Origin of the sequence: Streptomyces xanthochromogenes (assembly GCF_014650455.1) — a bacterium.
Lineage (GTDB): Bacteria > Actinomycetota > Actinomycetes > Streptomycetales > Streptomycetaceae > Streptomyces > Streptomyces xanthochromogenes.
Genome location: NZ_BMUZ01000001.1, coordinates 662425 through 685445, shown reverse-complemented (window position 1 = coordinate 685445; position 23021 = coordinate 662425). Strand labels below are relative to the sequence as shown.

Genomic DNA, 23021 nt, shown 5'->3' with positions numbered 1-23021 from the left:
TGGCCCGCACCACGACTCCATGCCTGAACCAACACAGGAGCTGAAGTGAAGCGCAGCAAGACCCTCCGCGCTGCGGACGCCAAGATCGACGCGGACAAGCTGTACGCGCCGCTCGAAGCGGTCCGTCTCGCCAAGGAGACCTCCACGACCAAGTTCGACGGCACCGTCGAGGTCGCCTTCCGCCTGGGTGTCGACCCGCGCAAGGCCGACCAGATGGTCCGTGGCACCGTGAACCTCCCGCACGGCACCGGTAAGACCGCCCGGGTCCTGGTCTTCGCGACCGGCGACCGTGCCGAGGCCGCGCTTGCCGCGGGCGCCGACATCGTCGGCTCCGACGAGCTCATCGACGAGGTTGCGAAGGGCCGTCTGGACTTCGACGCCGTCGTCGCCACCCCGGACCTCATGGGCAAGGTCGGCCGCCTCGGCCGCGTGCTCGGTCCCCGTGGTCTGATGCCGAACCCGAAGACCGGCACGGTCACCCCCGACGTCGCCAAGGCCGTCGAGGACATCAAGGGCGGCAAGATCGAGTTCCGCGTCGACAAGCACTCGAACCTGCACTTCATCATCGGCAAGGTGTCCTTCGACGACGCCAAGCTGGTGGAGAACTACGGTGCGGCTCTGGAGGAGATCCTCCGTCTGAAGCCGTCCGCCGCCAAGGGCCGGTACATCAAGAAGGCGACCATCACCACCACGATGGGCCCCGGTATCGCGCTCGACTCGAACCGCACCCGCAACCTCCTCGTCGAGGAGGACCCGGCCGCCGTCTGATCCTCCCGGATCACGGCAGTCGCGGGTTCGCGTACTGAGACGCACTTCGCGTACTGAGACCGGCCCCCGCACCTCTTCGGAGGGGCGGGGGCCGGTTTTTTCATGTGCCCGCTGTCAGTGCGCTGAGTTACGGTTGTGAAGGTTTTCGTCTGTTTGATCTATGGGGTGGGGACGTAATGAGCAAGTCCGTCAAGCGCGCCGGGATATCCCTCGCGGCGGTTGGAGTCCTGGTGGCGGTGGCCGCCGGATGCCAGAGCGACGGCGACTCCAAGAAGGCCGCCGAGGCGCCGAAGAAGGCGGCTCAGCAGTCGAGCCCGAAGGATGCCCGCACAGCGCTCCAGGCGGCCTACAAGAAGACGTCGGCAGCCAAGTCGGCGAAGGTCACCCTGAAGATGTCGATGCCGGCCGGGGCCACGGGCGCCGCCGGGGCCGGCGCGGCCGGGGGCGACCTGGTGATGTCCGGGATCCAGTCGTGGGACCCGGCGGCGATGGACATGACCATGAGCGGGTCCGCCTTCGCCCAGGCGGGCAAGGACGCACCGGACAAGATCCGCATGGTGCAGCTGGACAACGTCATGTACATGGACATGGGAACCACGGTGTCCCAGCACATGGACGGCAAGCACTGGATGAAGATGGACCTCGGCGCGCTGGCTTCGGCGGCCGGCGGGGGCGCTTCCTCCCAGTCGCTGACCGGCGGAGCCGAGAAGCAGGACCCGGCCCAGCAGCTCGCCATCCTGACGGACTCGCCGAGCCTGAAGCACCTCGGCAGCGAGCAGATCGACGGAGCCCCCGCGGAGCACTACAAGGGGACCCTGACGGTGGACGAGATGGCTGCGAGCAATCAGGCGCTCGACGGCATGTCCGCCCAGGACCGCAAGAAGCTCCTCGACTCCGCGAAGCAGTCCGGCATCAAGGGCTACGACACCGAGCTCTGGATCAACAAGGACGGCTACCCGGTGCAGATGAACGTCGGCATCACCACGCCGCAGGGCAAGATCAGCATGAACGCCCACTACTCGGACTACGGGACCAAGGTCGCCGTCACGGCTCCGCCGGCGTCCGAGACGTTCGACATGGCCGAGATGATGAAGCGGGCCGGTGCCGGTGCGGGCGGCGAGAACGCCTGACGGACCGCCCGGCACGGGGTGCCGCCCGCCCCTGCGGCACCCGCGCCGGCACCCCGTACGAGCGGATTTGCTTGACACGGACGCCGTAACGTACGCTTCCCCAGAAGCCAAAGACCGCTGGTCGTTGCCGTGCCTTCATTCGAGGGTGCGGTGGCCGAAGGATCCGCTGGATGCGGACGACCCGCGCAGGTGACCGTGGAAAGTTCCCGGATGTCTCTTCTGAGTGCAGCTGGTTGAGCTACGCCCCGTGCGCCTGCGCCGGGGCGTTTCGTTTTGTTCAGCCCCTTCTGAGCGGTCCTCATCACCCGGAAGGAGGCCGACGCTCTATGGCAAGGCCCGACAAGGCTGCCGCGGTAGCCGAGCTCGCGGACCAGTTCCGCAGCTCGAACGCCGCCGTGCTGACCGAGTACCGGGGTCTCACCGTGGCGCAGCTCAAGACGCTGCGTCGTTCGCTCGGTGAGAACGCCCAGTACGCCGTGGTGAAGAACACGCTGACCAAGATTGCGGCCAACGAGGCCGGGATCACTTCGCTCGACGACCAGTTCAACGGTCCGACGGCGGTTGCCTTCATCACCGGTGACCCGGTGGAGTCGGCGAAGGGTCTTCGTGACTTCGCCAAGGAGAACCCGAACCTGATCATCAAGGGCGGTGTCCTTGATGGCAAGGCGCTGTCCGCCGATGAGATCAAGAAGCTTGCGGACCTCGAGTCCCGCGAGGTTCTGCTCAGCAAGCTGGCCGGCGCGTTCAAGGGCAAGCAGTCGCAGACTGCTTCGCTCCTCCAGGCGCTGCCGTCGAAGTTCGTCCGCACTGCGGAAGCGCTTCGCGTCAAGCTCGCCGAGCAGGGCGGTGCCGAGTAATTCGGCTCGCGCATTGATCGCGGCCCCTTAGGGGCGCGGTCGCAGCGGGCCGAACGTACGCCCGCCTACATGTACATCCGGCACCCGCCGAATTAGTGGAAGGATCGCCCATCATGGCGAAGCTCAGCCAGGAAGACCTGCTCGCCCAGTTCGAGGGCATGACCCTCATCGAGCTCTCCGAGTTCGTGAAGGCCTTCGAGGAGAAGTTCGACGTCACCGCCGCCGCGGCCGTCGCCGTTGCCGGTCCCGCCGCCGGTGGCCCCGCCGCCGAGGCCGTCGAGGAGCAGGACGAGTTCGACGTCATCCTCACCGGCGCCGGCGAGAAGAAGATCCAGGTCATCAAGGTCGTGCGCGAGCTGACCTCCCTGGGTCTGAAGGAGGCCAAGGACCTCGTCGACGGCACCCCGAAGCCGGTCCTCGAGAAGGTCGCCAAGGAGGCCGCCGAGAAGGCTGCCGAGTCCCTCAAGGCCGCCGGCGCTTCCGTCGAGGTCAAGTAACACCTCGCGGGCTCCACGGGGCCCGCACCCGTCCAGCAGGCGCGCTCGCGCGCCGCTGGGCACCGCCAAGGGCGATCACCCATCCGGGTGGTCGCCCTTCGGCGTACCCGCGCCGCGTGCCTCGTACGGGGTCGGTCGGGGAGTATGGTGATCTTCGCCGTCTGCTCGGCGAGGACGCAGGCGTAGCCCCGTAACGGCTCCCGCGGCGATCCCCGGGGAGCGGAGGGGTCTTGACGAACCGCACGCAGCGCGCAATTCTCAGGACGCGTCGTCACAACGATCCGGATCCGAGGCATGGATCGACGGCGAAGAGGGCAGTACTAATCTGCGTCTGCGCGGCGCACGGCTGACCGAGGTACCGAGGTACTTGAGAAGAGCAATGCGGGTCTCTGAAAATCCGCCCTGGACATCAGTGTGCCGAGTGGCTACACTGTCCCTTTGCGCTGCCTGTTAGCTGTCCCCTGCCCGTCACCAGGGGCATGCCCTCGCTTGAGCACCTCGGATTGAACCGCCCTGAACTGGCCTTCCCGGCCGACTCGGAAACGTCTCTCTCTGTGCCCACGTGGGACCGGTACGCGCGTAGTGAGTCCGAGCCCTCGGAAGGACCCCCTCTTGGCCGCCTCGCGCAACGCCTCGACCGCCAATACGAACAACGGCGCCAGCACCGCCCCGCTGCGCATCTCCTTTGCAAAGATCAAGGAGCCCCTCGAGGTTCCGAACCTTCTTGCGCTGCAGACCGAGAGCTTTGACTGGCTGCTCGGCAATGCCGCTTGGAAGTCTCGGGTCGAGGCCGCTCTCGAGAGTGGGCAGGACGTCCCCACCAAGTCCGGTCTGGAGGAGATCTTCGAAGAGATCTCCCCGATCGAGGACTTCTCCGGGTCGATGTCCCTGACCTTCCGCGACCACCGCTTCGAGCCGCCGAAGAACTCGATCGACGAGTGCAAGGAGCGCGACTTCACGTTCGCGGCCCCGCTCTTCGTCACCGCCGAGTTCACCAACAACGAGACCGGCGAGATCAAGTCCCAGACGGTCTTCATGGGCGACTTCCCGCTCATGACCAACAAGGGCACCTTCGTCATCAACGGCACCGAGCGTGTCGTCGTGTCGCAGCTGGTCCGCTCGCCGGGTGTCTACTTCGACTCCAACATCGACAAGACGTCCGACAAGGACATCTTCACGGCCAAGATCATCCCGTCCCGGGGTGCCTGGCTCGAGATGGAGATCGACAAGCGCGACATGGTCGGTGTCCGCATCGACCGCAAGCGCAAGCAGTCCGTCACCGTCCTCCTCAAGGCTCTCGGTTGGACCACCGAGCAGATCCTTGAGGAGTTCGGCGAGTACGAGTCCATGCGCGCCACCCTGGAGAAGGACCACACCCAGGGCCAGGACGACGCGCTGCTCGACATCTACCGCAAGCTGCGCCCGGGCGAGCCGCCGACGCGCGAGGCCGCTCAGACGCTGCTCGAGAACCTCTACTTCAACCCGAAGCGCTACGACCTCGCCAAGGTCGGCCGCTACAAGGTGAACAAGAAGCTCGGCGCGGACGAGCCGCTGGACGCCGGCGTGCTCACCACCGACGACGTCATCGCGACCATCAAGTACCTGGTCAAGCTGCACGCCGGTGAGACCGAGACGGTCGGCGAGTCGGGTCGGAACATCGTCGTCGAGACCGACGACATCGACCACTTCGGCAACCGTCGTCTGCGCAACGTCGGCGAGCTCATCCAGAACCAGGTCCGTACGGGTCTGGCTCGTATGGAGCGCGTCGTGCGTGAGCGCATGACGACCCAGGACGTCGAGGCGATCACGCCGCAGACCCTGATCAACATCCGGCCGGTCGTCGCCTCCATCAAGGAGTTCTTCGGCACCAGCCAGCTGTCGCAGTTCATGGACCAGAACAACCCGCTGTCGGGTCTCACCCACAAGCGCCGTCTGTCGGCGCTTGGCCCGGGTGGTCTCTCCCGTGAGCGGGCCGGCTTCGAGGTCCGTGACGTGCACCCGTCGCACTACGGCCGCATGTGCCCGATCGAGACGCCGGAAGGCCCGAACATCGGTCTGATCGGTTCGCTCGCCTCGTACGGCCGCGTCAACGCGTTCGGCTTCATCGAGACGCCGTACCGCAAGGTCGTCGACGGCCAGGTCACCGACGAGGTCGACTACGTCACCGCCGACGAGGAGGACCGCTTCGTCATCGCGCAGGCCAACGCCGCGCTCAGTGACGAGATGCGGTTCACCGAGCCGCGCGTCCTGGTTCGCCGCCGTGGTGGCGAGGTCGACTACGTGCCCGGCACCGAGGTCGACTACATGGACGTCTCGCCGCGCCAGATGGTGTCGGTCGCGACCGCCATGATCCCGTTCCTGGAGCACGACGACGCCAACCGTGCCCTCATGGGCGCGAACATGATGCGTCAGGCCGTGCCGCTGATCACGTCCGAGGCGCCGCTCGTCGGCACCGGCATGGAGTACCGCTGCGCGGTCGACGCCGGTGACGTCATCAAGGCGGAGAAGGCGGGTGTCGTCCAGGAGGTTTCCGCGGACTACATCACCGTCGCCAACGACGACGGCACGTACACCACGTACCGGATCGCCAAGTTCGCCCGCTCCAACCAGGGCACCTCGGTCAACCAGAAGGTTGTCGTGGACGAGGGCGCCCGCGTGATCGAGGGCCAGGTCCTGGCCGACGGTCCCGCCACCCAGCAGGGTGAGATGGCGCTGGGCAAGAACCTGCTCGTGGCGTTCATGCCGTGGGAGGGTCACAACTACGAGGACGCGATCATCCTGTCGCAGCGCCTCGTCCAGGACGACGTCCTCTCCTCGATCCACATCGAGGAGCACGAGGTCGACGCCCGTGACACCAAGCTCGGCCCGGAGGAGATCACCCGGGACATCCCGAACGTCTCCGAGGAGGTCCTCGCCGACCTCGACGAGCGCGGCATCATCCGTATCGGTGCCGAGGTCGTCGCCGGCGACATCCTCGTCGGCAAGGTCACGCCCAAGGGTGAGACCGAGCTGACGCCGGAAGAGCGCCTGCTGCGCGCGATCTTCGGCGAGAAGGCCCGCGAGGTGCGTGACACCTCGCTGAAGGTGCCGCACGGCGAGATCGGCAAGGTCATCGGCGTCCGCGTCTTCGACCGTGAAGAGGGCGACGAGCTGCCGCCGGGCGTGAACCAGCTGGTTCGTGTCTACGTGGCGCAGAAGCGCAAGATCACGGATGGTGACAAGCTCGCCGGCCGTCACGGCAACAAGGGCGTCATCTCGAAGATCCTTCCGATCGAGGACATGCCGTTCCTTGAGGACGGAACTCCGGTCGACATCATCCTGAACCCGCTCGGTGTGCCGTCCCGAATGAACCCGGGACAGGTCCTGGAGATCCACCTCGGCTGGCTCGCCAGCCGAGGCTGGGACGTCTCCGGTCTGGCCGACGACTGGGCCCAGCGTCTGCAGGCCATCGGCGCCGACCAGGTCGCCGCCGGTACCAACGTCGCGACCCCGGTCTTCGACGGCGCCCGTGAGGACGAGATCACCGGTCTCTTCGAGGCCACGATCCCGAACCGCGACGGCGACCGTCTCGTCCAGCCCTCGGGCAAGGCCAACCTGTTCGACGGCCGCTCCGGCGAGCCGTTCCCGGACCCGATCTCGGTCGGGTACATGTACATCCTGAAGCTGCACCACCTGGTCGACGACAAGCTCCACGCCCGTTCGACCGGTCCGTACTCGATGATCACCCAGCAGCCGCTGGGTGGTAAGGCCCAGTTCGGTGGCCAGCGCTTCGGTGAGATGGAGGTGTGGGCGCTGGAGGCTTATGGCGCCGCGTACGCACTCCAGGAGCTGCTGACCATCAAGTCCGACGACGTGACCGGCCGTGTGAAGGTCTACGAGGCCATCGTCAAGGGCGAGAACATTCCCGAGCCCGGCATTCCCGAGTCCTTCAAGGTGCTCATCAAGGAAATGCAGTCGCTCTGCCTCAACGTGGAGGTGCTGTCCTCGGACGGCATGTCCATCGAGATGCGCGACACGGACGAGGACGTCTTCCGCGCTGCGGAGGAGCTCGGTATCGACCTGTCCCGGCGCGAGCCGAGCAGCGTCGAAGAGGTCTGACGGGTCTGGTGGGGGCTCGCCAAGAGCCCCCGCCTCCCCCTAGGCCCCAAGGGCCTAGGAGGGACCCCCATCCGGACCCCCCTCAGACCATCTTGAAGAATCGACCCCGAAAGAGGGATTGACGACAAGTGCTCGACGTCAACTTCTTCGACGAGCTGCGGATCGGCCTCGCCACTGCTGACGACATTCGTCAGTGGTCCCACGGTGAGGTCAAGAAGCCGGAGACCATCAACTACCGCACCCTCAAGCCCGAGAAGGACGGACTCTTCTGCGAGAAGATCTTCGGTCCGACCCGGGACTGGGAGTGCTACTGCGGCAAGTACAAGCGCGTCCGCTTCAAGGGCATCATCTGTGAGCGCTGTGGCGTAGAGGTCACGCGTGCCAAGGTGCGCCGCGAGCGGATGGGCCACATCGAGCTTGCCGCTCCCGTGACCCACATCTGGTACTTCAAGGGCGTTCCGTCGCGTCTTGGATACCTGCTCGACCTCGCGCCGAAGGACCTCGAGAAGGTCATCTACTTCGCCGCGTACATGATCACGTTCGTGGACGAGGAGCGCCGTACGCGCGACCTGCCGTCGCTGGAGGCCCACGTCTCCGTCGAGCGCCAGCAGATCGAGAACCGTCGCGACTCGGACCTCGAAGCCCGCGCCAAGAAGCTCGAGACGGACCTCGCCGAGCTGGAGGCCGAGGGTGCCAAGGCCGACGTGCGCCGCAAGGTGCGCGAAGGTGCCGAGCGTGAGATGAAGCAGCTGCGTGACCGTTCGCAGCGCGAGATCGACCGTCTCGACGAGGTGTGGAGCCGCTTCAAGAACCTCAAGGTCCAGGACCTTGAGGGCGACGAGCTGCTCTACCGCGAGCTGCGTGACCGCTTCGGCACGTACTTCGACGGCTCGATGGGTGCCGCTGCCCTGCAGAAGCGCCTGGAGACCTTCGACCTCGACGAGGAGGCCGAGCGCCTCCGCGAGATCATCCGTACCGGCAAGGGCCAGAAGAAGACCCGTGCGCTCAAGCGCCTCAAGGTCGTCTCCGCGTTCCTGCAGACCAGCAACAGCCCCAAGGGCATGGTGCTCGACTGCGTGCCGGTCATCCCGCCGGACCTGCGTCCGATGGTGCAGCTGGACGGTGGCCGCTTCGCGACCTCCGACCTGAACGACCTGTACCGCCGCGTGATCAACCGCAACAACCGTCTGAAGCGACTCCTTGACCTCGGCGCCCCCGAGATCATCGTGAACAACGAGAAGCGCATGCTTCAGGAGGCCGTCGACGCGCTCTTCGACAACGGCCGTCGTGGTCGCCCGGTCACGGGCCCCGGCAACCGTCCGCTGAAGTCGCTGTCCGACATGCTCAAGGGCAAGCAGGGTCGATTCCGTCAGAACCTGCTCGGCAAGCGTGTGGACTACTCCGCGCGTTCCGTCATCGTCGTCGGTCCGCAGCTGAAGCTGCACCAGTGTGGTCTGCCCAAGGCCATGGCGCTGGAGCTCTTCAAGCCGTTCGTGATGAAGCGCCTGGTCGACCTGAACCACGCGCAGAACATCAAGAGCGCCAAGCGGATGGTCGAGCGCGGCCGCACGGTCGTGTACGACGTCCTCGAAGAGGTCATCGCCGAGCACCCGGTTCTGCTGAACCGTGCGCCCACGCTGCACCGCCTCGGCATCCAGGCCTTCGAGCCCCAGCTGGTCGAGGGCAAGGCCATCCAGATCCACCCGCTCGTCTGCACCGCGTTCAACGCGGACTTCGACGGTGACCAGATGGCCGTCCACCTGCCGCTCTCCGCGGAGGCGCAGGCCGAGGCCCGCATCCTGATGCTGTCCTCGAACAACATCCTGAAGCCGGCCGACGGTCGTCCCGTCACCATGCCGACCCAGGACATGGTGCTCGGCCTCTTCTTCCTCACCACGGACGAAGAGGAGCGCGAGGTGAAGGGCGCGGGCCGCGCCTTCAACTCGACCGCCGAGGCGATCATGGCGTTCGACGCCCGGGAGCTCTCGCTCCAGGCCAAGATCGACATCCGCTTCCCGATCGGCACCGTCCCGCCGCGTGGCTGGACCCCGCCGCTCGACGAGGACGGCGAGACGACCTGGCAGCAGGGCGACTCGTTCCGTCTGCGTACGTCCCTGGGCCGCGCGCTCTTCAACGAGCTGCTGCCCGAGGACTACCCGTTCGTCGACTACTCGGTCGGCAAGAAGCAGCTCTCCGAGATCGTCAACGACCTCGCCGAGCGCTACCCCAAGGTCATCGTGGCGGCGACGCTCGACAACCTGAAGGCGGCCGGCTTCTTCTGGGCGACCCGTTCCGGCGTCACCGTCGCCGTCTCGGACATCGTCGTGCCCGAGGCCAAGAAGGCCATCGTCCAGGGCTACGAGGCCCAGGACGAGAAGGTCCAGAAGCAGTACGAGCGCGGTCTGATCACCAAGGACGAGCGCACGCAGGAGCTCATCGCGATCTGGACCAAGGCGACCAACGAGGTTGCCGAGGCGATGAACGCGAACTTCCCCAAGACGAACCCCATCTTCATGATGGTTGACTCGGGTGCCCGAGGAAACATGATGCAGATGCGTCAGATCGCCGGTATGCGTGGTCTGGTGTCAAACGCGAAGAACGAGACCATCCCGCGTCCGATCAAGGCCTCGTTCCGCGAGGGCCTGACCGTGCTCGAGTACTTCATCTCGACCCACGGTGCCCGTAAGGGTCTCGCCGACACCGCCCTGCGTACCGCCGACTCGGGTTACCTGACCCGTCGTCTGGTGGACGTCTCGCAGGACGTCATCATCCGCGAGGAGGACTGCGGCACCGACCGCGGCCTCAAGCTCAAGATCGCGGAGCGGGGCGCCGACGGCGTGCTGCGCAAGACCGAGGACGTCGAGACCTCCGTCTACGCCCGCATGCTCGCCGAGGACGTCGTCGTCGACGGCAAGGTCATCGCGCCGGCCAACGTGGACCTCGGTGACGTGCTCATCGACGCCCTCGTGGGTGCGGGTGTCGAGGAGGTCAAGACCCGCTCGGTCCTGACCTGTGAGTCCGCGGTCGGCACCTGTGCCTTCTGCTACGGACGCTCGCTCGCCACCGGCAAGCTGGTCGACATCGGTGAGGCGGTCGGCATCATCGCCGCCCAGTCCATCGGTGAGCCCGGTACCCAGCTGACGATGCGTACCTTCCACACCGGTGGTGTGGCGGGTGACGACATCACGCAGGGTCTGCCGCGTGTCGTCGAGCTCTTCGAGGCCCGTACGCCCAAGGGTGTCGCGCCGATCTCGGAGGCCAAGGGCCGCGTCCGGATCGAGGAGACCGAGAAGACCAAGAAGATCGTCGTCACCCCGGACGACGGCAGCGAGGAGACGGCGTTCCCGATCTCCAAGCGTGCCCGTCTGCTGGTCGGCGAGGGCGACGCGGTCGAGGTGGGCCAGAAGCTCACCGTCGGTGCCACCAACCCGCACGACGTGCTGCGGATCCTCGGTCAGCGTGCGGTCCAGGTCCACCTGGTCGGCGAAGTCCAGAAGGTCTACAACTCGCAGGGCGTGTCGATCCACGACAAGCACATCGAGATCATCATCCGGCAGATGCTGCGCCGCGTGACGATCATCGAGTCCGGCGACGCGGAGCTGCTGCCGGGCGAGCTCGTCGAGCGCTCGAAGTTCGAGACCGAGAACCGTCGTGTGGTCACGGAAGGCGGCCACCCGGCCTCCGGCCGTCCGCAGCTGATGGGTATCACCAAGGCCTCGCTGGCGACGGAATCCTGGCTGTCGGCCGCCTCCTTCCAGGAGACGACCCGAGTCCTGACGGATGCGGCGATCAACGCCAAGTCCGACAGCCTCATCGGCCTCAAGGAGAACGTCATCATCGGTAAGCTCATCCCGGCCGGTACGGGTCTGTCCCGCTACCGCAACATCCGGGTCGAGCCCACCGAAGAGGCCAAGGCCGCGATGTACTCGGCCGTCGGCTACGACGACATCGACTACTCGCCGTTCGGCACCGGCTCCGGCCAGGCCGTTCCGCTGGAGGACTACGACTACGGTCCGTACAACCAGTAAGGCGTACGTCAGAGGTACTGAAGGGCGCCCGTTCCGCTTCGGCGGGGTGGGCGCCCTTCGGGGTTTTCCGGCCGCTCAGCGGGCGGCCAGCTGCCACAGGCCGAGCGCGGTGCCGGTCACCGCGGTGAGTGCGGCGATGCTCGCCACCGGCCAGCGGGTCCGCTCCAGGGCGTCCAGGCGGCTCTCGTGATCGGCGAGCTGGCGGTCGGTCTGGTCGCTGCGCTGCACGAGCAGGGCCAGCGCCCCGTCGACCCGGGCGAACCCGGCCTCCAGGGTGCCGCGCAGCCGCTCCAGCTCCAGGGCGACCGGCACCGGGTCGCTCCGGTCAGGCTCGGTCATCGGCGGCACCCACGGGCTGGGTCCCGGTGCGCAGCCAGCCGGGCAGCAGGGCCTGGACGGTGGGCAGGGCCATGACCCGGGCGAGCCCGCCGGCGACGGCCAGTGCCCCGGCGGCCCAGGGGAGGGTGGCCGGGACTCCGGTGGCGTCCATGATGGCGGGCAGCGCGAGGGCGAGGCCGACGGCCGTCTGCACGACCGTGCGCAGGGCGCTCTTGGCGGCTTCGGACATGAGGGGCTTCCTTCGTCGGTACGGGGGAGCGGTCCCGGGAGCGGTGTACCGCTCCCGGGCCCGCACGGCGGTGAGGTCAGACGGTGTACGGGACCTTCAGGGCGTCCCAGGAGGCGCGGCCCGGCACGCCGTCGGCGTCCGTGCCGTCGAAGCCGAGCCGGCGCTGCCACTCGGCGTACGAGGCGCGGTCGGTGTCGGTCCAGCGCGGGCCCGGGCCCTCGGCGTACGCCGAGCAGCCTTCGGCCACGAGCCGGCGGCCCATCGCGGTGACGACCGGCGAGTCGCGGCCCACCGTGAAGAAACCGGCGCCGGGGAAGGGCTGGTAGCGCTGCGGGGCGGGGGTGGCGATCGGCTTTCCGGCGAGCCGGGCGGCGATGCGCGAGCGCAGCTCCGCCATGGCGAACCCGCGCGGGTCGCTCTTCCAGTCCGACCACTCCAGATGGCCGATCACGCTCTTCGCGGACCAGCCGTGGGCCCGGCACAGCGCCGCCGAGACCCGCTCGATCGCGTCGAGCTGGGCGGCGGGCCACGGATCGGCGCCGTCACCGAGGTTGACGCACTCGAAGCCGTAGAAGCGGGCGTTGCCGTCGACCGCGCCGGAGCTGCCCTCGTGCTGGTGGGTGGCCGGCGGCCGGTCGCCGTAGTTCTCGGCGATCACGGCGTTCAGGACCGCCGGGTCGCCGCCGCCCGCGTGGTTGGCCCGGCCGTTGCCGACCAGGTGGACGGTGCCGTCCTTGGCGATGACGCCGTGACACAGCGGGCCGGGCAGCTCGTCGTAGCCGTCGTAGCACAGGCGGACGGAGGCGTCGGTGCCGCTGCTCACGGTGTGGTGGACGATCACGCCGTTGACGGGACCCCACGCGCCCTTGTGGTTGCGGTTGTGGTCGCGCCAGCCGTCGGTCTCGACGACGGATACGCCTTCGGCGCGCAGGGCGGCCGCAAAAGCCGCCGCGGACAGGGGAGTTGACATGGTTTTCCTCTCGGATGGGGGTGGACGAAAGCCCCCCGGCCGGGGCGCGGGGGGCTTTCGGAGGGAGTGGGGCCGGGTCAGGCGACGGCGGCCCAGAGGGAGTTGGTGTCGCTGACGACGGACTTGGGTGCGAAGGAGGTCGGCAGCGTGGCCTGGCCCGTGGCGGGCAGCCGGCCGTAGCGGGCGAAGGCGCCCGGCATCCGGGCCGTGCCGGCCGGGCGTTCGCCCGCTCCGGCCGCCATCGCGAACGCGGGACCCTTGGTCGCCTCGGTGGGGCCGTTGACCAGGAGCGCCACCCAGTAGCTGCCCGCGGCGGCGTCGTAGGCCTTGGTGAGCGGGCAGACCGCGGTGGCGCCGTCCTTGATGACGTCCTTGAGCGAGCCGGTCACCCCGACCCGGTTTCCGTTCGCGTCGTAGAGGCCCGCGTAGGTCGCCTCGCTGAGGGTGCCGCCCACGTAGCCGGTGCAGTAGAAGGCGATGTTGCCGATGGTGGCCGGGGTGTTGAGGCGGACGCCCATCAGGTAGACGGAGCCCGCGCCGCAGTACTGCGAGCGGGTGCCGGAGGTCGTCGCCGGGTCGAAGCCCCAGGCCTTGAAGCCGAGGTCGCCGGGGGCCCAGCTGCCGGGGGTGGCGACGGCGTCCACGTAGTCCCGGCGCGTCAGATGGGCCGCCGCGGTGGGGGCCGCGCCGGACGAGGGCGCCGAGGTGAAGGTCTTGGCGCCGTCGACGCTCTGGGCCCCGCTCAGCAGGACCGTCGAGCCGAGCGGTGCGGCGCCCACCGAGACGGCGTCCAGGACGACCTTGCCGGTGCGGTCGTTGACGGACTGGACGGGTATGCCCTCGGGGCGCACGTACCGCAGATCGCCGGCCGCCTGGTCGAGCGCGTTGACGTCGGCCGCGCTCAGCACGACCACGCCCTTCTTGCCGTTGACGGACGACACCGGATCGACCGTGCCCGGCGGCAGCTGCGCCACGGGCACGCGTCCGGCCGCGTCCAGCGTGGCCACTCCGCCCGCGACGCCGACGGACGCCGACGCCACCGCCTTGACGTCGTCGGCGGCGAGCACGACGTCCGCGGTGTTCTTGCCGTTCACGGACCGCACGACGCCGGGGGCGCCCGCCGGACCGGCCGGGCCCGCCGCGCCGGCCGGTCCGGGCGGGCCCGGGACCGCGACGTACTGCGGTGCCTGCGGGTCGGCGGGTGCCAGGTCGGCCAGGTCGATCAGCGGCTGGGAGGCCGGGAGCACGATGTTGTACGTGCGGTTGGCCGGCAGCCCGGAGAGTTGTTCGGTGACGGTGTACTGCCAGTCGACCGGGTTCATGCCCGGGCTGTCGGTGGCCGGCAGGGCCGTGCTGATCCGGCCGTCCGCGTCCAGCGGGGCGACGATGGGGCCGCCCAGGATGACATCGCTCGCGGTGTGGGTGAGCAGGGTGGGCGCGCTGAAGGTGACCGTGCCGCTCAGCGGGAGGCCGGCCGGGGTGAGGTAGTGCGCGGTGACGGTCACCGTGGGAATGGCGGAGGGCAACACGGAGGTACTCCTCGAACGGGAAGGCGGATAAAGGGGGTTGAGGCTGACGGAGGTCAGGACTTGACGCCGTACAGCGCGCGGGGCGAACAGCGGACGGTGGCGCCCGGCTCGACGGCCCTGGCCTGCACGAGGAAGGTCACCGGGCTGTCGTAGGGGGCGCCGATGGGCGCGGTGAACTCCAGCGTCCCGGCGGCGCTCGGCCCCACCTGGACGCCGTTGACGAGCAGCCTGACCTCGCCGCCGCCCGTCGCCGCGACCAGGCAGTACAGGCTCGGGTGCTGGGCGATCGCGTTGCCGTTGTAGAGGGTGGTCCACTCGGTGGCCGAGGTGGACTCCCAGTGGCCGGTGTCCTCGGGGGTGGGCAGCGGATACGGGATGTAGGGGCGGGCCAGGCCCTCGCCGCCGAGGTCGTCGGCGAAGAGGGCGTTGCCCTTGCGGTCGAAGACCTTCACCGACTGGTTGGGCTGGAGGTCGGGAGCGTCGGCGTGCACGGTGAGCGCCTTGGAGCCGTCGTCGCGCCGCACGAAGAAGCCCTGCTGCTCCTCGCCGCCGGGCCGGGCCGGGGAGACCTGCCCGATGTAGAGGAGTTCGGCGCCCTTCTGCTCGTCGCGGTTGCGTACCGCGAGCTGCCCGCCGTCGCTGATGACGACGTTGCCGCCGCTGATCCGGTCCATGGCGGGCCGGGTGTTGGCGCTGCCCATCAGGGCGCGGACCTGGCGTTCCAGGGCACGGATGCGGTCCAGGAGATCGGTGGGGATGGCGGCCATCTAGGCGTCCTCCGGTTCCAGGTAGAGCTTCGCGGTCTCGCCCTTGCCGCGCCCGGGCGGTGTCACGGTGAGGCCGACGACCCGGTAGCGCCGGTCGGTGCCGCCCTGGTGCCAGCCGTCGCGGATGCGCAGCAGCACCGAGGCACCGATGAGGGCGGGGGTGATGCGGCCGTCCACGCGGATGGTGACCTCGGGGATGACCTGAGGGCGCCGGGCGCGGGCCAGTTCGGCCCTGGCCAGGCCGTCCAGGACGCCCTGGTCGGACATGCCGCTGTGGTCGGAGGACCCTTCGAGGCGGGGCCAGCCCGCGTCCAGGTCCTCGGCGGCGACGGCCGGGATCGACATCTGGGGCAGCGAGGCCGCGGCGCTGTTGTTGTTCGCGGTCTCGCCGCGGGCCAGCCACACGTTGGCCTGCACGGTCGAGTCCGTCGGCAGGCTGTACGTGATCACGGGCCCGGGCCGGTCCAGGACGATCGGCACGGAACCGGTGCTGATCCGGGGGTGACCGAGCTGGAGCTTCTTGATCCGGGCGCCCGTCCCGGAGTCGCGGTAGCACTGGATGCGCCACTCGAATCCGTACTGCAGGACGGCGAGCGCGTCGATGATCTCCCGCACCCGGGCCAGGTCGGTACGGGCGTAGGCGTGGCTGCCGAGCACGCCCGAAAGCTCGTCGTCCAGGACGATCCCGATGTCGCCGCCGGGCTGCTCCTGGACGTGCCGTACGAGCGCGCGCACGATCTCGAACTGGTCGGTGCCGGGGGCCGGGAAGGACAGGTCGCCGGAGAGGACGCGGTGATCGAGGTAGGAGTCGAAGGTGCCCGCCTGGATCTGCACGTCGAGCCGGCCGCGCTCGTCGCCGGCCGGGGTGCAGGTCCACAGGATGCCGCCCCACCAGATGTCCGCACCGCGCTCCAGCCAGACCGCGGTGCGGCCGGGCCGGAGCGCCTCGCGGGCCCGGGCCGCGAGCGCCGCGTCGGGCAGGGGCACGGTGGCCCGCAGCTGGCCGGGCTTGCCGATGAAGTCGTCGAACTCGACTTCGGTGAGCGGCAGCGCGTCGATGACCCGGTCGGTGCGCAGATCGCAGAACAGGGCGCGGTAGGTGACCTCGCCCGTCGGCATCGCGCGGTTCACGGGGCGACCTCGTAGGTGCCCCACACCTCGTACCAGCTGCCGGGCAGCGGCGTCATCGGGTCGTCGGCGTCGACCCATACGCCGGTGGGCTTCCCGTTGGCCTGGATGGTGGACCAGTTCCGGGCCACGCCGTTGGGGTGGTACGCGGTGCTGATCTCGGCGCCGCCGTAGAAGTAGCCGCCGGGGTCGCCGCCGGTGCGGGCGCGGAAGTTGATGGTCAGGCCGCGCGGACCGGCCGGGCGGACCGGCAGCGACAGGTACCAGTTGCCGTTCTTGTTGGGGCCGCCCCAGTTGCTGGTGGAGCCGATGGTGACCGCCGCCTGGAAGTGCGCCACCGGGCCGTCCTTGATGTACCGGCCCCACAGCGAACCGTTGCCGAGCTTCGGCACCGGGGCGCCGGCGGTCGCCTGGCCCCAGGCCGGGGTGTAGTCCTGCCAGGTCGCCCGCGGCTCGGGGTAGGGCCGCCACTCCGTGCCGTTCCAGCGCTCCAGGCTGCCGCCGTTGTCGCGGTACTGGCCGGGGTAGGAGCCGCGGTAGGCGGGGCCCCCGGCGGGGACGATGCCGCCGACCGACGCGGTGGGCCGGCGCAGGTCCTTCACGGCGGTCGTCCAGTTGATGCCGCCGTTGCCTGCCGAGGCACCGGCCGGCACCTTCACCTCGGCGAGCGCCAGGGCCGCCTCCGGCACCCGGGGTGCCACGGGGGAGGCGGCGTACTCGCCCTGGACGATTTCGAGGACGGCCGCGGTCGTGCCCGCGTCGTCGTAGACCCGCACCACGACGAGGTCGACGCGGGGCAGGCCCGGGTCGCCGTCCAGGAAGGTGAGGCTCGTGTACTCGGAGATGTAGACGGGGTAGGCGCCCGCCCCGGGGCGGCCCTGGACGACGGCCCGGCCGGGGGCGACCAGGGCGCTCATGCCCGCCTTGTCGCCGAAGACGTACAGGCCGTCCATGAGGTACTGGCCCTCGGCGGAGCCGGGGATCACGCCGCCGCGGGAGGCGAGCGGCCCGTCGGGGGCCATCGTGCCGATCGGGGCGAGCCGGGTGTCGAGCCGGGTCTGGCCGCCGCTGCCGTCGGTGCTGTTGAGCAGCCAGGCACTGCCGATGTTCATGCGATCTCCTAGGTGGTGTAAGGGAGTTGGGGGGTAGGGCGGTCTACCAGTGCGCGCTGCGCCAGGTGACCGCCGCCGATGGCTGGGGTCCCTGTGGGGCCGGGGCGGCCGAGCCGGCCTCGCAGCGGAAGGCGAACGTGCTCTGGCCCGGCTCCAGTTGGAAGAGCTGCTCGGGCGTGGACCAGGCCGAGGCCGTGTGGATGCGCGAGGCCGTGCCGTTGAGGAGGACGGTGCCCGCGCCGGTGTCGACGGTGAGCACGTCGGAGGCGGCGAGTGCGATGTCGTACTCCAGCCGCAGGCCGTCGCTGAGCCGGGTCAGGGACGGCTTGCGGACCGGGCCGCGGAACTCGATCACCGGGTTGGCGGGTGCGTCGCCGCTGTTGTACGCGGTCACGAGTCCGGTGGAACGGGCCGTGCCCCAGCCGAGCGGCCAGGCGAGACCGGCGGCGGGGTCGGGTGCTCCCGGCGCCGCGGCGGGCGCGAGGACCGGTGCCGTACCGGTGCCCGGCCGGGTCTCCTCGTCGGGCTTCGGCGGGGGCTGGTTGGGGTCGGGCACCTGGGCGGGCGGCCGCTCCCAGGTCAGCCCCGTCTCGGGCAACGGCAGCCCGGTGCGGGCGGACAGCACGTCGAGGGAGAAGCGCCGCGGGTCGGCGCACACCCACTGCACGGCGGCCTTGGCGGCGCCCTGGGTGACGTACATGCGGTCGTGCGGGATGGACCGCTGGCTGATCCGGGCCCGCACGGCCAACGTCTCGCCGTGCAGCCGCACCGTCAGCCACTGCTCGCCGGAGTGCACCGAGGTCGCCGCCCGGAACCGCTGTGCCACGGCGGCCGCCTGTTCACGCTGGTCGGGCAGCAGCCAGACGGAGGCGGTGACGGTACGGGCCTGCGACCACTGGGCACCGGGCCAGGCGCCGTGCTGGTCGGGGCGCAGCACGTCCCCGCTGTCGAGGCCGGGCAGGTCGGCCCAGCCGGTCAGGCCGCTGTCGGCGATCTCGTAGTCCGTGCCGGGCCCGAAAAGAAGTCCGGCCCACTGGATCTGCCCGTCGCGGGTGATCAGTGAGCCGGGAGGTTCGGTCGTGGTGGTCAACTGTGTTGGGGGCATGGGTGGTTGGCCCTCACCTTCTGGATTACGTCGTGTGCGCCAGGAAGAGCAGTTCCTCGGCGATGCCGTACGAGCCGCGGCCCTCCGGCTCGTGGTAGTTCTCGATGCGGGGGGTGCGGTGGCCGGTCCTGGCGGCGCGGGCCGCCCCGGCGGTGCGGGCGAGCAGCTCTTCGAGCCTGGACAGCGGCAGGACGACCTCGGCCTCGCCCGCCTCGGCGAGGATCACCGGGACGCCGCCGGTGCGGGGCGCGACGATGCCGCCCGCCGCGAGCATCGGAATCCTGTTGAGATCGACACCGAAGTGCTTGCCGAAGAAGTTGAAGCTGAGGCTGTTGAGCCCGTCGATGACCCAGTTGGCGAAGGCGATCAGCCCGTTGATCGGCCCCTTGATGACGCCGACGGCCATCTGGAAGCCGCTCTCCAGGAAGCCGCCCATGCCGTGCAGGGCCCGCTCCATAGCGGAGTTGACCGTGCGGAAGGCGCCCGGCAGGGAGGTGGTGACCCACTTCAGGGCCGGTTTGACGACGTTCGCGAGGCCCTTCCAGAACCCGAGGACGACGGTCAGATACCCGGTGACGACCGGAGCGACATACGTCAGGGCCGTCTCGATGAGGCTGCCGACGGTGGCGAACACCGTCTCCATGATCTGCTGCCCCAACTCCGAGTTCAGGGCGAACTCGATGAGCTGCTCGGCGAACGGGGCGAGCAGGGTGGCGACCAGGACCCACGGGTTGGCCTTCATGACCAGGTTCACCGCCGTCATCACCGCGCCGGCGATCCTCAGATTGCCGCCGAAGAGCGTGGCGACCTTGCCGAGCGCGCCGGACCCCTTGCCCGCGATGCCGATGGACTTGGCGGAGAGGTCGGAGTTCCGCTTGAGGTTCTTGAGCTCACGGGTGGCGCCCTGGGCGCCGGTCTTCACCTTCAGGACGCCGGTGTGCGCACCGGGTGCCGCCCGCCCGAGCGCTCCCGCGGCCCGGCCGGCCGCGTCGGCACCGGTCGCGAACTGCTTGATGTCCTTGCCGGCCTGGGCGGTGGAGGCCCGGATCCGGTCTACGGCACGGGAGGCGCCGGTGATGCCGGCCGCGGCACTCCCGGCGGCCCGGGCGGCCTGTCCCGCCGATCCGCCGAAGCTACGGAAGGCGCCGCTGGAGTTGGCGAGTGGATTCGGCTGGGCCGCGGCCATGGCGGTCCTCCCTTCGGGGGCGTGCCGGGTCCCGGCTCATCCGCGTGCCTTGGCGAGGAAGAGCAGGGCGCGGGCGGTGTCCTGGGGGTCGGAGCTCTGGGTGGCGTAGTAGTTCTCGATGTGGAACCCGTCGCCGTATCCGTTGAGTCCGGCCGGGTCGGAGGCGGCGCGGGTCGCGGTGCGGCTCAGCAGCCGGTCGAGCCGGGACAGCGGCAGCACCGCCTCCGATTCGCCCGCCTCGGCCACGATCGCGGGCACGCCTCCGCTGCGCGGCGCGACGATGCCGCCCTCCGCCAGCATGGGGATGCGCGGGATGTTCACCCCGAAGGTCTTGCCGCCGACGAGGGGGACCCAGCCGGGGATCGACACGTGGATGCCGTTGAGGGCGCCGATGGCGGAGTTGATGAGCCCGATGACCAGGTTGAGCGGGGACTTCACCGCCGACAGGATCCCGTCGAACACCCCGCCGGCGAACCGGGAGAGCCCGCCCCAGGCGCTGGACAGGGCGTCCCTGACGGTGTCGAACGCGCCGGGGATGAAGCTGGCGATCCAGAGGGCGATGGGCAGGATCGCGCCCTTGATCCCGTTCCAGACGGACGAGATGATCTTCCCGGTGCTCTTCATCAGCGGGCCGATCGCCTTCATGACGACGTCGACGACCTTGCCGATGACGTCGAAGGCGACCTTCATGATCTTCTGCATCGCCTTCGACTTGGTCGCCATGGCGACGACCTTCTCGATGAGCGGGGCGAAGAGTTCGAGCAGCATCCCGATGACGTTGCCCTTCATGGCCTTGTTGAGCCCCTTGAACCCTCCGTCGGCCTTCTTCAGCCCGCCCTGCAGCTTCCCCATGGAGACCCCGCCGGTCCCGGCGTCCTTGCCGACCTTCCCGACGGACTTCGCCGCCTGGTCGGCGGCGGTCTTCATCCCCTTGAGCTCCTTGGCGGACTGCTGGGCGGCCCCCTTGATCCGCCCGACATTGGTGTTGGCCGCCCCGGCCTGCTTACCGAGCGATCCGGCGGAGCGGCCCGCGCCGTCGATTCCTGTTCTGAACCCTTTTAGCGAGCCGGAGGCTCGGGTCAGGGATTGGACTAGGGACATTTTCTATTCCGATCCTGTTTTCGCGGCAAGGTTTCGGGGCGGAGAGTCATGCTTAGTGGCCGACCAGTTCTCTTTCGAGGTCGCGAAGCTGCTGCGACAGGGACTGAACGTTACGGCCGGTCGCTTGTACATCCCGCTGCACTTTCTCTCTGGCTTCCTTGGCTGCGGCCTCTGCGGCTTTCGCCTGATCTCGCATCTGCTGCGCCCGATTGATGTCCCCTTTGGCGTTGTAGTATGCGACACGGAATGCGCGTATATCCTCCTTTGCCTTTCTTACCTTCTCGGCATCGTGGGGATTCAGCCTGGCCTGCTCGATGCTGTCTTCTGCCCTCAGTCCAGATTTTTCGAGTTCTCCGTGAATCTTGGATGAGCGCTTTTCTGCGGCCTCCTGCTTTTGTTTTTCATCCCGAGCGTGAGGCCAAGTCCATTTCTGCTTACCGGCGAATACGATCCCTTTCTCGTCCACCTTCATGAGCGCGCCGTCTATCTTCAAGGGAGTGAAGCCGACAGCCAGGAGACCGATTGAGACCTTGAGTCCCTCGACGCTGCCGCTAAGCACGCTGATAGTGTTGGACCAGCCATTGATGGTCACTCCGAAACTGTTGACCACATAGCTGAACTCGTTGATTTTTCGGTTCAGCTCACTATGCTCTGCCTTGGTGTCGTCAAAATCTCCAGCCAGAGAGTTGGGCAGCAGGGGTCCTGGGTCTATAGCCATTCACTTAACCCGTCAGCTCGTCGCAGGTAAGACTCTTGATCCTGTCCTGGTCCATGTGATACTTTGCTTCATCTTTTGCACTCTGTCACCCTGGAGGGGCGCCGTGTCCGGGTGGGTATCCCAAAATTCTCTATGGCTTTTATATGCCTTCGTAATGTTCCTCCCAATCGCGATCTACGTCTTTCCGTTCGGCATATATCCGATACTCGTGGAGCGTCGGCTCCGCAAATCCGGTATCTCGGTTTCTGCCATATGTACCGGTGCGTCGTGGGATGAGGGCAGAGTCTCCGAGTTCTTTAAGTTCAAGACCTTGGACGGATATCGATCCTCTTATCGAAGCCCGCTCGCGGACGGCCGTATATCGCACGACGGTGAAGAGGTCAGGATCATTTATGATCCGAAAGCTCCACATGGCAGGGCGCGTACGGAAATGGAGCTGTTCGGTGGCAAGTCTCAGGCTCGCCGTGATCTGAGAGGCGGAATCATTGTTCTGGTCGTAATGAACGTGATGATTGCGCCCTTCGCTGTTTTCTACATCCTTTGAGCCGCCTTCCCTGCCCCGGCTACCTGTCCGTGGCGAGGAATGTCCGAGCGTGCCGGGCGGGCCGAGTAGTTACCCTCAGGTGGCGTGCGCTCTCATCCGAAGAAGCGTGCGAGTTGAGCGGCCGACGGGGGAGTCTCGGAGGCGCGCTCTGATCGGGGGGCTTCCTCTGGTTCGGGGGATACCGGCCGCGGCACCGCCTCCGGATAGTCCAGCGGGTCCGCGTCCTCTCCCGAATTGATCGTCGCCGTCATCCAATTGGCCACCGCGAGGTGGTCCACGGCGGCGGCGAGGAGGTGGGTGGAGGAGTCCCACTCCACCGCCTCGCCGTGCAGGTCGCGGTTGACCGCGCTGTCGCGCGGCAGGTGCTTGACCAGGACCGCGAGCCGGCGGGACGTCAGCGTGCCGCGGTGCCAGTCGAGGAGGTCGACGGCGTAGTGGCGCAGCAGGTCGGCTTCGAGAGCCTCGGCGTGTTCTTCGACGAACGCGTCGAGGCTCAGTCTTCCCCCAGACCGAGCCCGGTCTCCTTGCCGTACGCCTCCAGGATCGCGGCGATGTCCTGCATCGTGATGTCGTGCTCCAGGAACTTCTTGAACTGCGCCTCGCCGAGCAGCAGTCCGAGCAGCCCGTCGACATCGCTGTCGTCGAGTTCGCGCAGCGCACGGGCGGTGCGGTGGCCGATCTCGGTGGGGAGTTCGAAGGTGTCGCCGTCCAACTGGAAGGACCAGGCCGCCCCGTGGGCCTCCAGGCGCTGGGCGCGGGCCGCGTTGACGTCGAATCCGGACATGGGTGCTGCTCCTCAGGTAGGAAGAAGAAGGGGAAGGGGGCGCCGCCCCGGGGAGGGGAGGGCGGGGCGGCGCCGATTCGGGTGGTGTGTGGAACCGGGCGGGCCGACGCGGCCGAAGCGCGCCAACTCCC

The 23021-nt window shown here is 68.5% G+C and carries 19 protein-coding genes; 7 read left to right on the top strand and 12 right to left on the bottom strand.

Annotated features, from left to right (window positions below; genetic code table 11):
* Positions 1-45: 45 nt before the first annotated feature.
* From rplA to IE267_RS03100, 6 genes are all read left to right on the top strand, one after another.
* Positions 46-768, top strand: coding sequence for a 50S ribosomal protein L1 (gene rplA / locus IE267_RS03125; protein WP_161244507.1), 723 nt, complete (start codon positions 46-48; stop codon positions 766-768).
* Between the two features lie 176 nt (positions 769-944).
* Positions 945-1898, top strand: a complete 954-nt coding sequence (locus IE267_RS03120; RefSeq protein WP_189762060.1) for an SCO4651 family lipoprotein — start codon at positions 945-947, stop codon at positions 1896-1898.
* Positions 1899-2224: 326 nt separating this feature from the next.
* Positions 2225-2755, top strand: a complete 531-nt coding sequence (gene rplJ / locus IE267_RS03115) for a 50S ribosomal protein L10 (protein ID WP_053731188.1) — start codon at positions 2225-2227, stop codon at positions 2753-2755.
* Between the two features lie 113 nt (positions 2756-2868).
* A complete protein-coding gene (rplL, locus tag IE267_RS03110) occupies positions 2869-3252 on the top strand; it encodes a 50S ribosomal protein L7/L12 (RefSeq protein WP_161244509.1) in 384 nt (127 codons plus the stop codon).
* Positions 3253-3864: 612 nt separating this feature from the next.
* The gene (gene rpoB, locus IE267_RS03105) at positions 3865-7350 is read left to right on the top strand and encodes a DNA-directed RNA polymerase subunit beta (RefSeq protein ID WP_161244510.1); all 3486 of its coding nucleotides are present in this window, start codon (positions 3865-3867) and stop codon (positions 7348-7350) included.
* Between the two features lie 128 nt (positions 7351-7478).
* Positions 7479-11378 carry a DNA-directed RNA polymerase subunit beta' gene (locus tag IE267_RS03100; RefSeq protein WP_167157676.1) on the top strand — a complete coding sequence of 1300 codons (3900 nt, stop codon included), beginning with the start codon at positions 7479-7481 and terminating at the stop codon, positions 11376-11378.
* A 75-nt stretch (positions 11379-11453) separates the two neighbouring features.
* On the opposite strand, the gene IE267_RS03095 is transcribed toward IE267_RS03100, so the two are convergent.
* The 11 genes from IE267_RS03095 to IE267_RS03045 form a co-directional block, all read right to left on the bottom strand.
* Positions 11454-11717, bottom strand: a complete 264-nt coding sequence (locus IE267_RS03095) for a hypothetical protein (protein WP_100578089.1) — start codon at positions 11715-11717, stop codon at positions 11454-11456.
* Entirely contained in the window at positions 11704-11946 is a 243-nt protein-coding gene (locus IE267_RS03090; protein ID WP_189762059.1) for a hypothetical protein, read from the bottom strand. Before IE267_RS03090 ends, IE267_RS03095 begins: the two co-directional genes overlap by 14 nt.
* 76 nt (positions 11947-12022) lie before the next feature.
* Entirely contained in the window at positions 12023-12916 is an 894-nt protein-coding gene (locus tag IE267_RS03085) for a peptidoglycan-binding protein (protein ID WP_189762058.1), read from the bottom strand.
* A 77-nt stretch (positions 12917-12993) separates the two neighbouring features.
* Positions 12994-14445 (bottom strand): phage tail protein, encoded by a 1452-nt coding sequence (locus IE267_RS03080; protein ID WP_189762057.1) that lies wholly within the window; start codon positions 14443-14445, stop codon positions 12994-12996.
* Positions 14446-14498: 53 nt separating this feature from the next.
* Positions 14499-15212, bottom strand: a complete 714-nt coding sequence (locus IE267_RS03075) for a hypothetical protein (protein WP_167157668.1) — start codon at positions 15210-15212, stop codon at positions 14499-14501.
* Positions 15213-16343 (bottom strand): hypothetical protein, encoded by a 1131-nt coding sequence (locus tag IE267_RS03070; protein WP_373304451.1) that lies wholly within the window; start codon positions 16341-16343, stop codon positions 15213-15215. It abuts the gene before it with no gap.
* Positions 16340-17452 carry a hypothetical protein gene (locus IE267_RS03065; RefSeq protein ID WP_167157666.1) on the bottom strand — a complete coding sequence of 371 codons (1113 nt, stop codon included), beginning with the start codon at positions 17450-17452 and terminating at the stop codon, positions 16340-16342. Before IE267_RS03065 ends, IE267_RS03070 begins: the two co-directional genes overlap by 4 nt.
* A gap of 43 nt (positions 17453-17495) precedes the next feature.
* Positions 17496-18557 carry a phage distal tail protein gene (locus IE267_RS03060; RefSeq protein ID WP_189762056.1) on the bottom strand — a complete coding sequence of 354 codons (1062 nt, stop codon included), beginning with the start codon at positions 18555-18557 and terminating at the stop codon, positions 17496-17498.
* 25 nt (positions 18558-18582) lie between these two features.
* Positions 18583-19743 (bottom strand): hypothetical protein, encoded by a 1161-nt coding sequence (locus tag IE267_RS03055; protein WP_189762055.1) that lies wholly within the window; start codon positions 19741-19743, stop codon positions 18583-18585.
* Between the two features lie 36 nt (positions 19744-19779).
* On the bottom strand, positions 19780-20844 hold the full coding sequence (locus tag IE267_RS03050; RefSeq protein WP_189762054.1) for a phage tail family protein: 1065 nt from the start codon (positions 20842-20844) through the stop codon (positions 19780-19782).
* Between the two features lie 52 nt (positions 20845-20896).
* On the bottom strand, positions 20897-21562 hold the full coding sequence (locus IE267_RS03045) for a hypothetical protein (protein ID WP_189762053.1): 666 nt from the start codon (positions 21560-21562) through the stop codon (positions 20897-20899).
* A 154-nt stretch (positions 21563-21716) separates the two neighbouring features.
* On the opposite strand from IE267_RS03045, the gene IE267_RS03040 reads away from it, so the two are divergent.
* Positions 21717-22106 carry a hypothetical protein gene (locus IE267_RS03040; RefSeq protein WP_229860598.1) on the top strand — a complete coding sequence of 130 codons (390 nt, stop codon included), beginning with the start codon at positions 21717-21719 and terminating at the stop codon, positions 22104-22106.
* 493 nt (positions 22107-22599) lie between these two features.
* Here IE267_RS03040 and IE267_RS03035 read toward each other — a convergent pair whose 3' ends face one another.
* Positions 22600-22890 (bottom strand): hypothetical protein, encoded by a 291-nt coding sequence (locus tag IE267_RS03035; protein WP_167157654.1) that lies wholly within the window; start codon positions 22888-22890, stop codon positions 22600-22602.
* Positions 22891-23021: the final 131 nt, after the last annotated feature.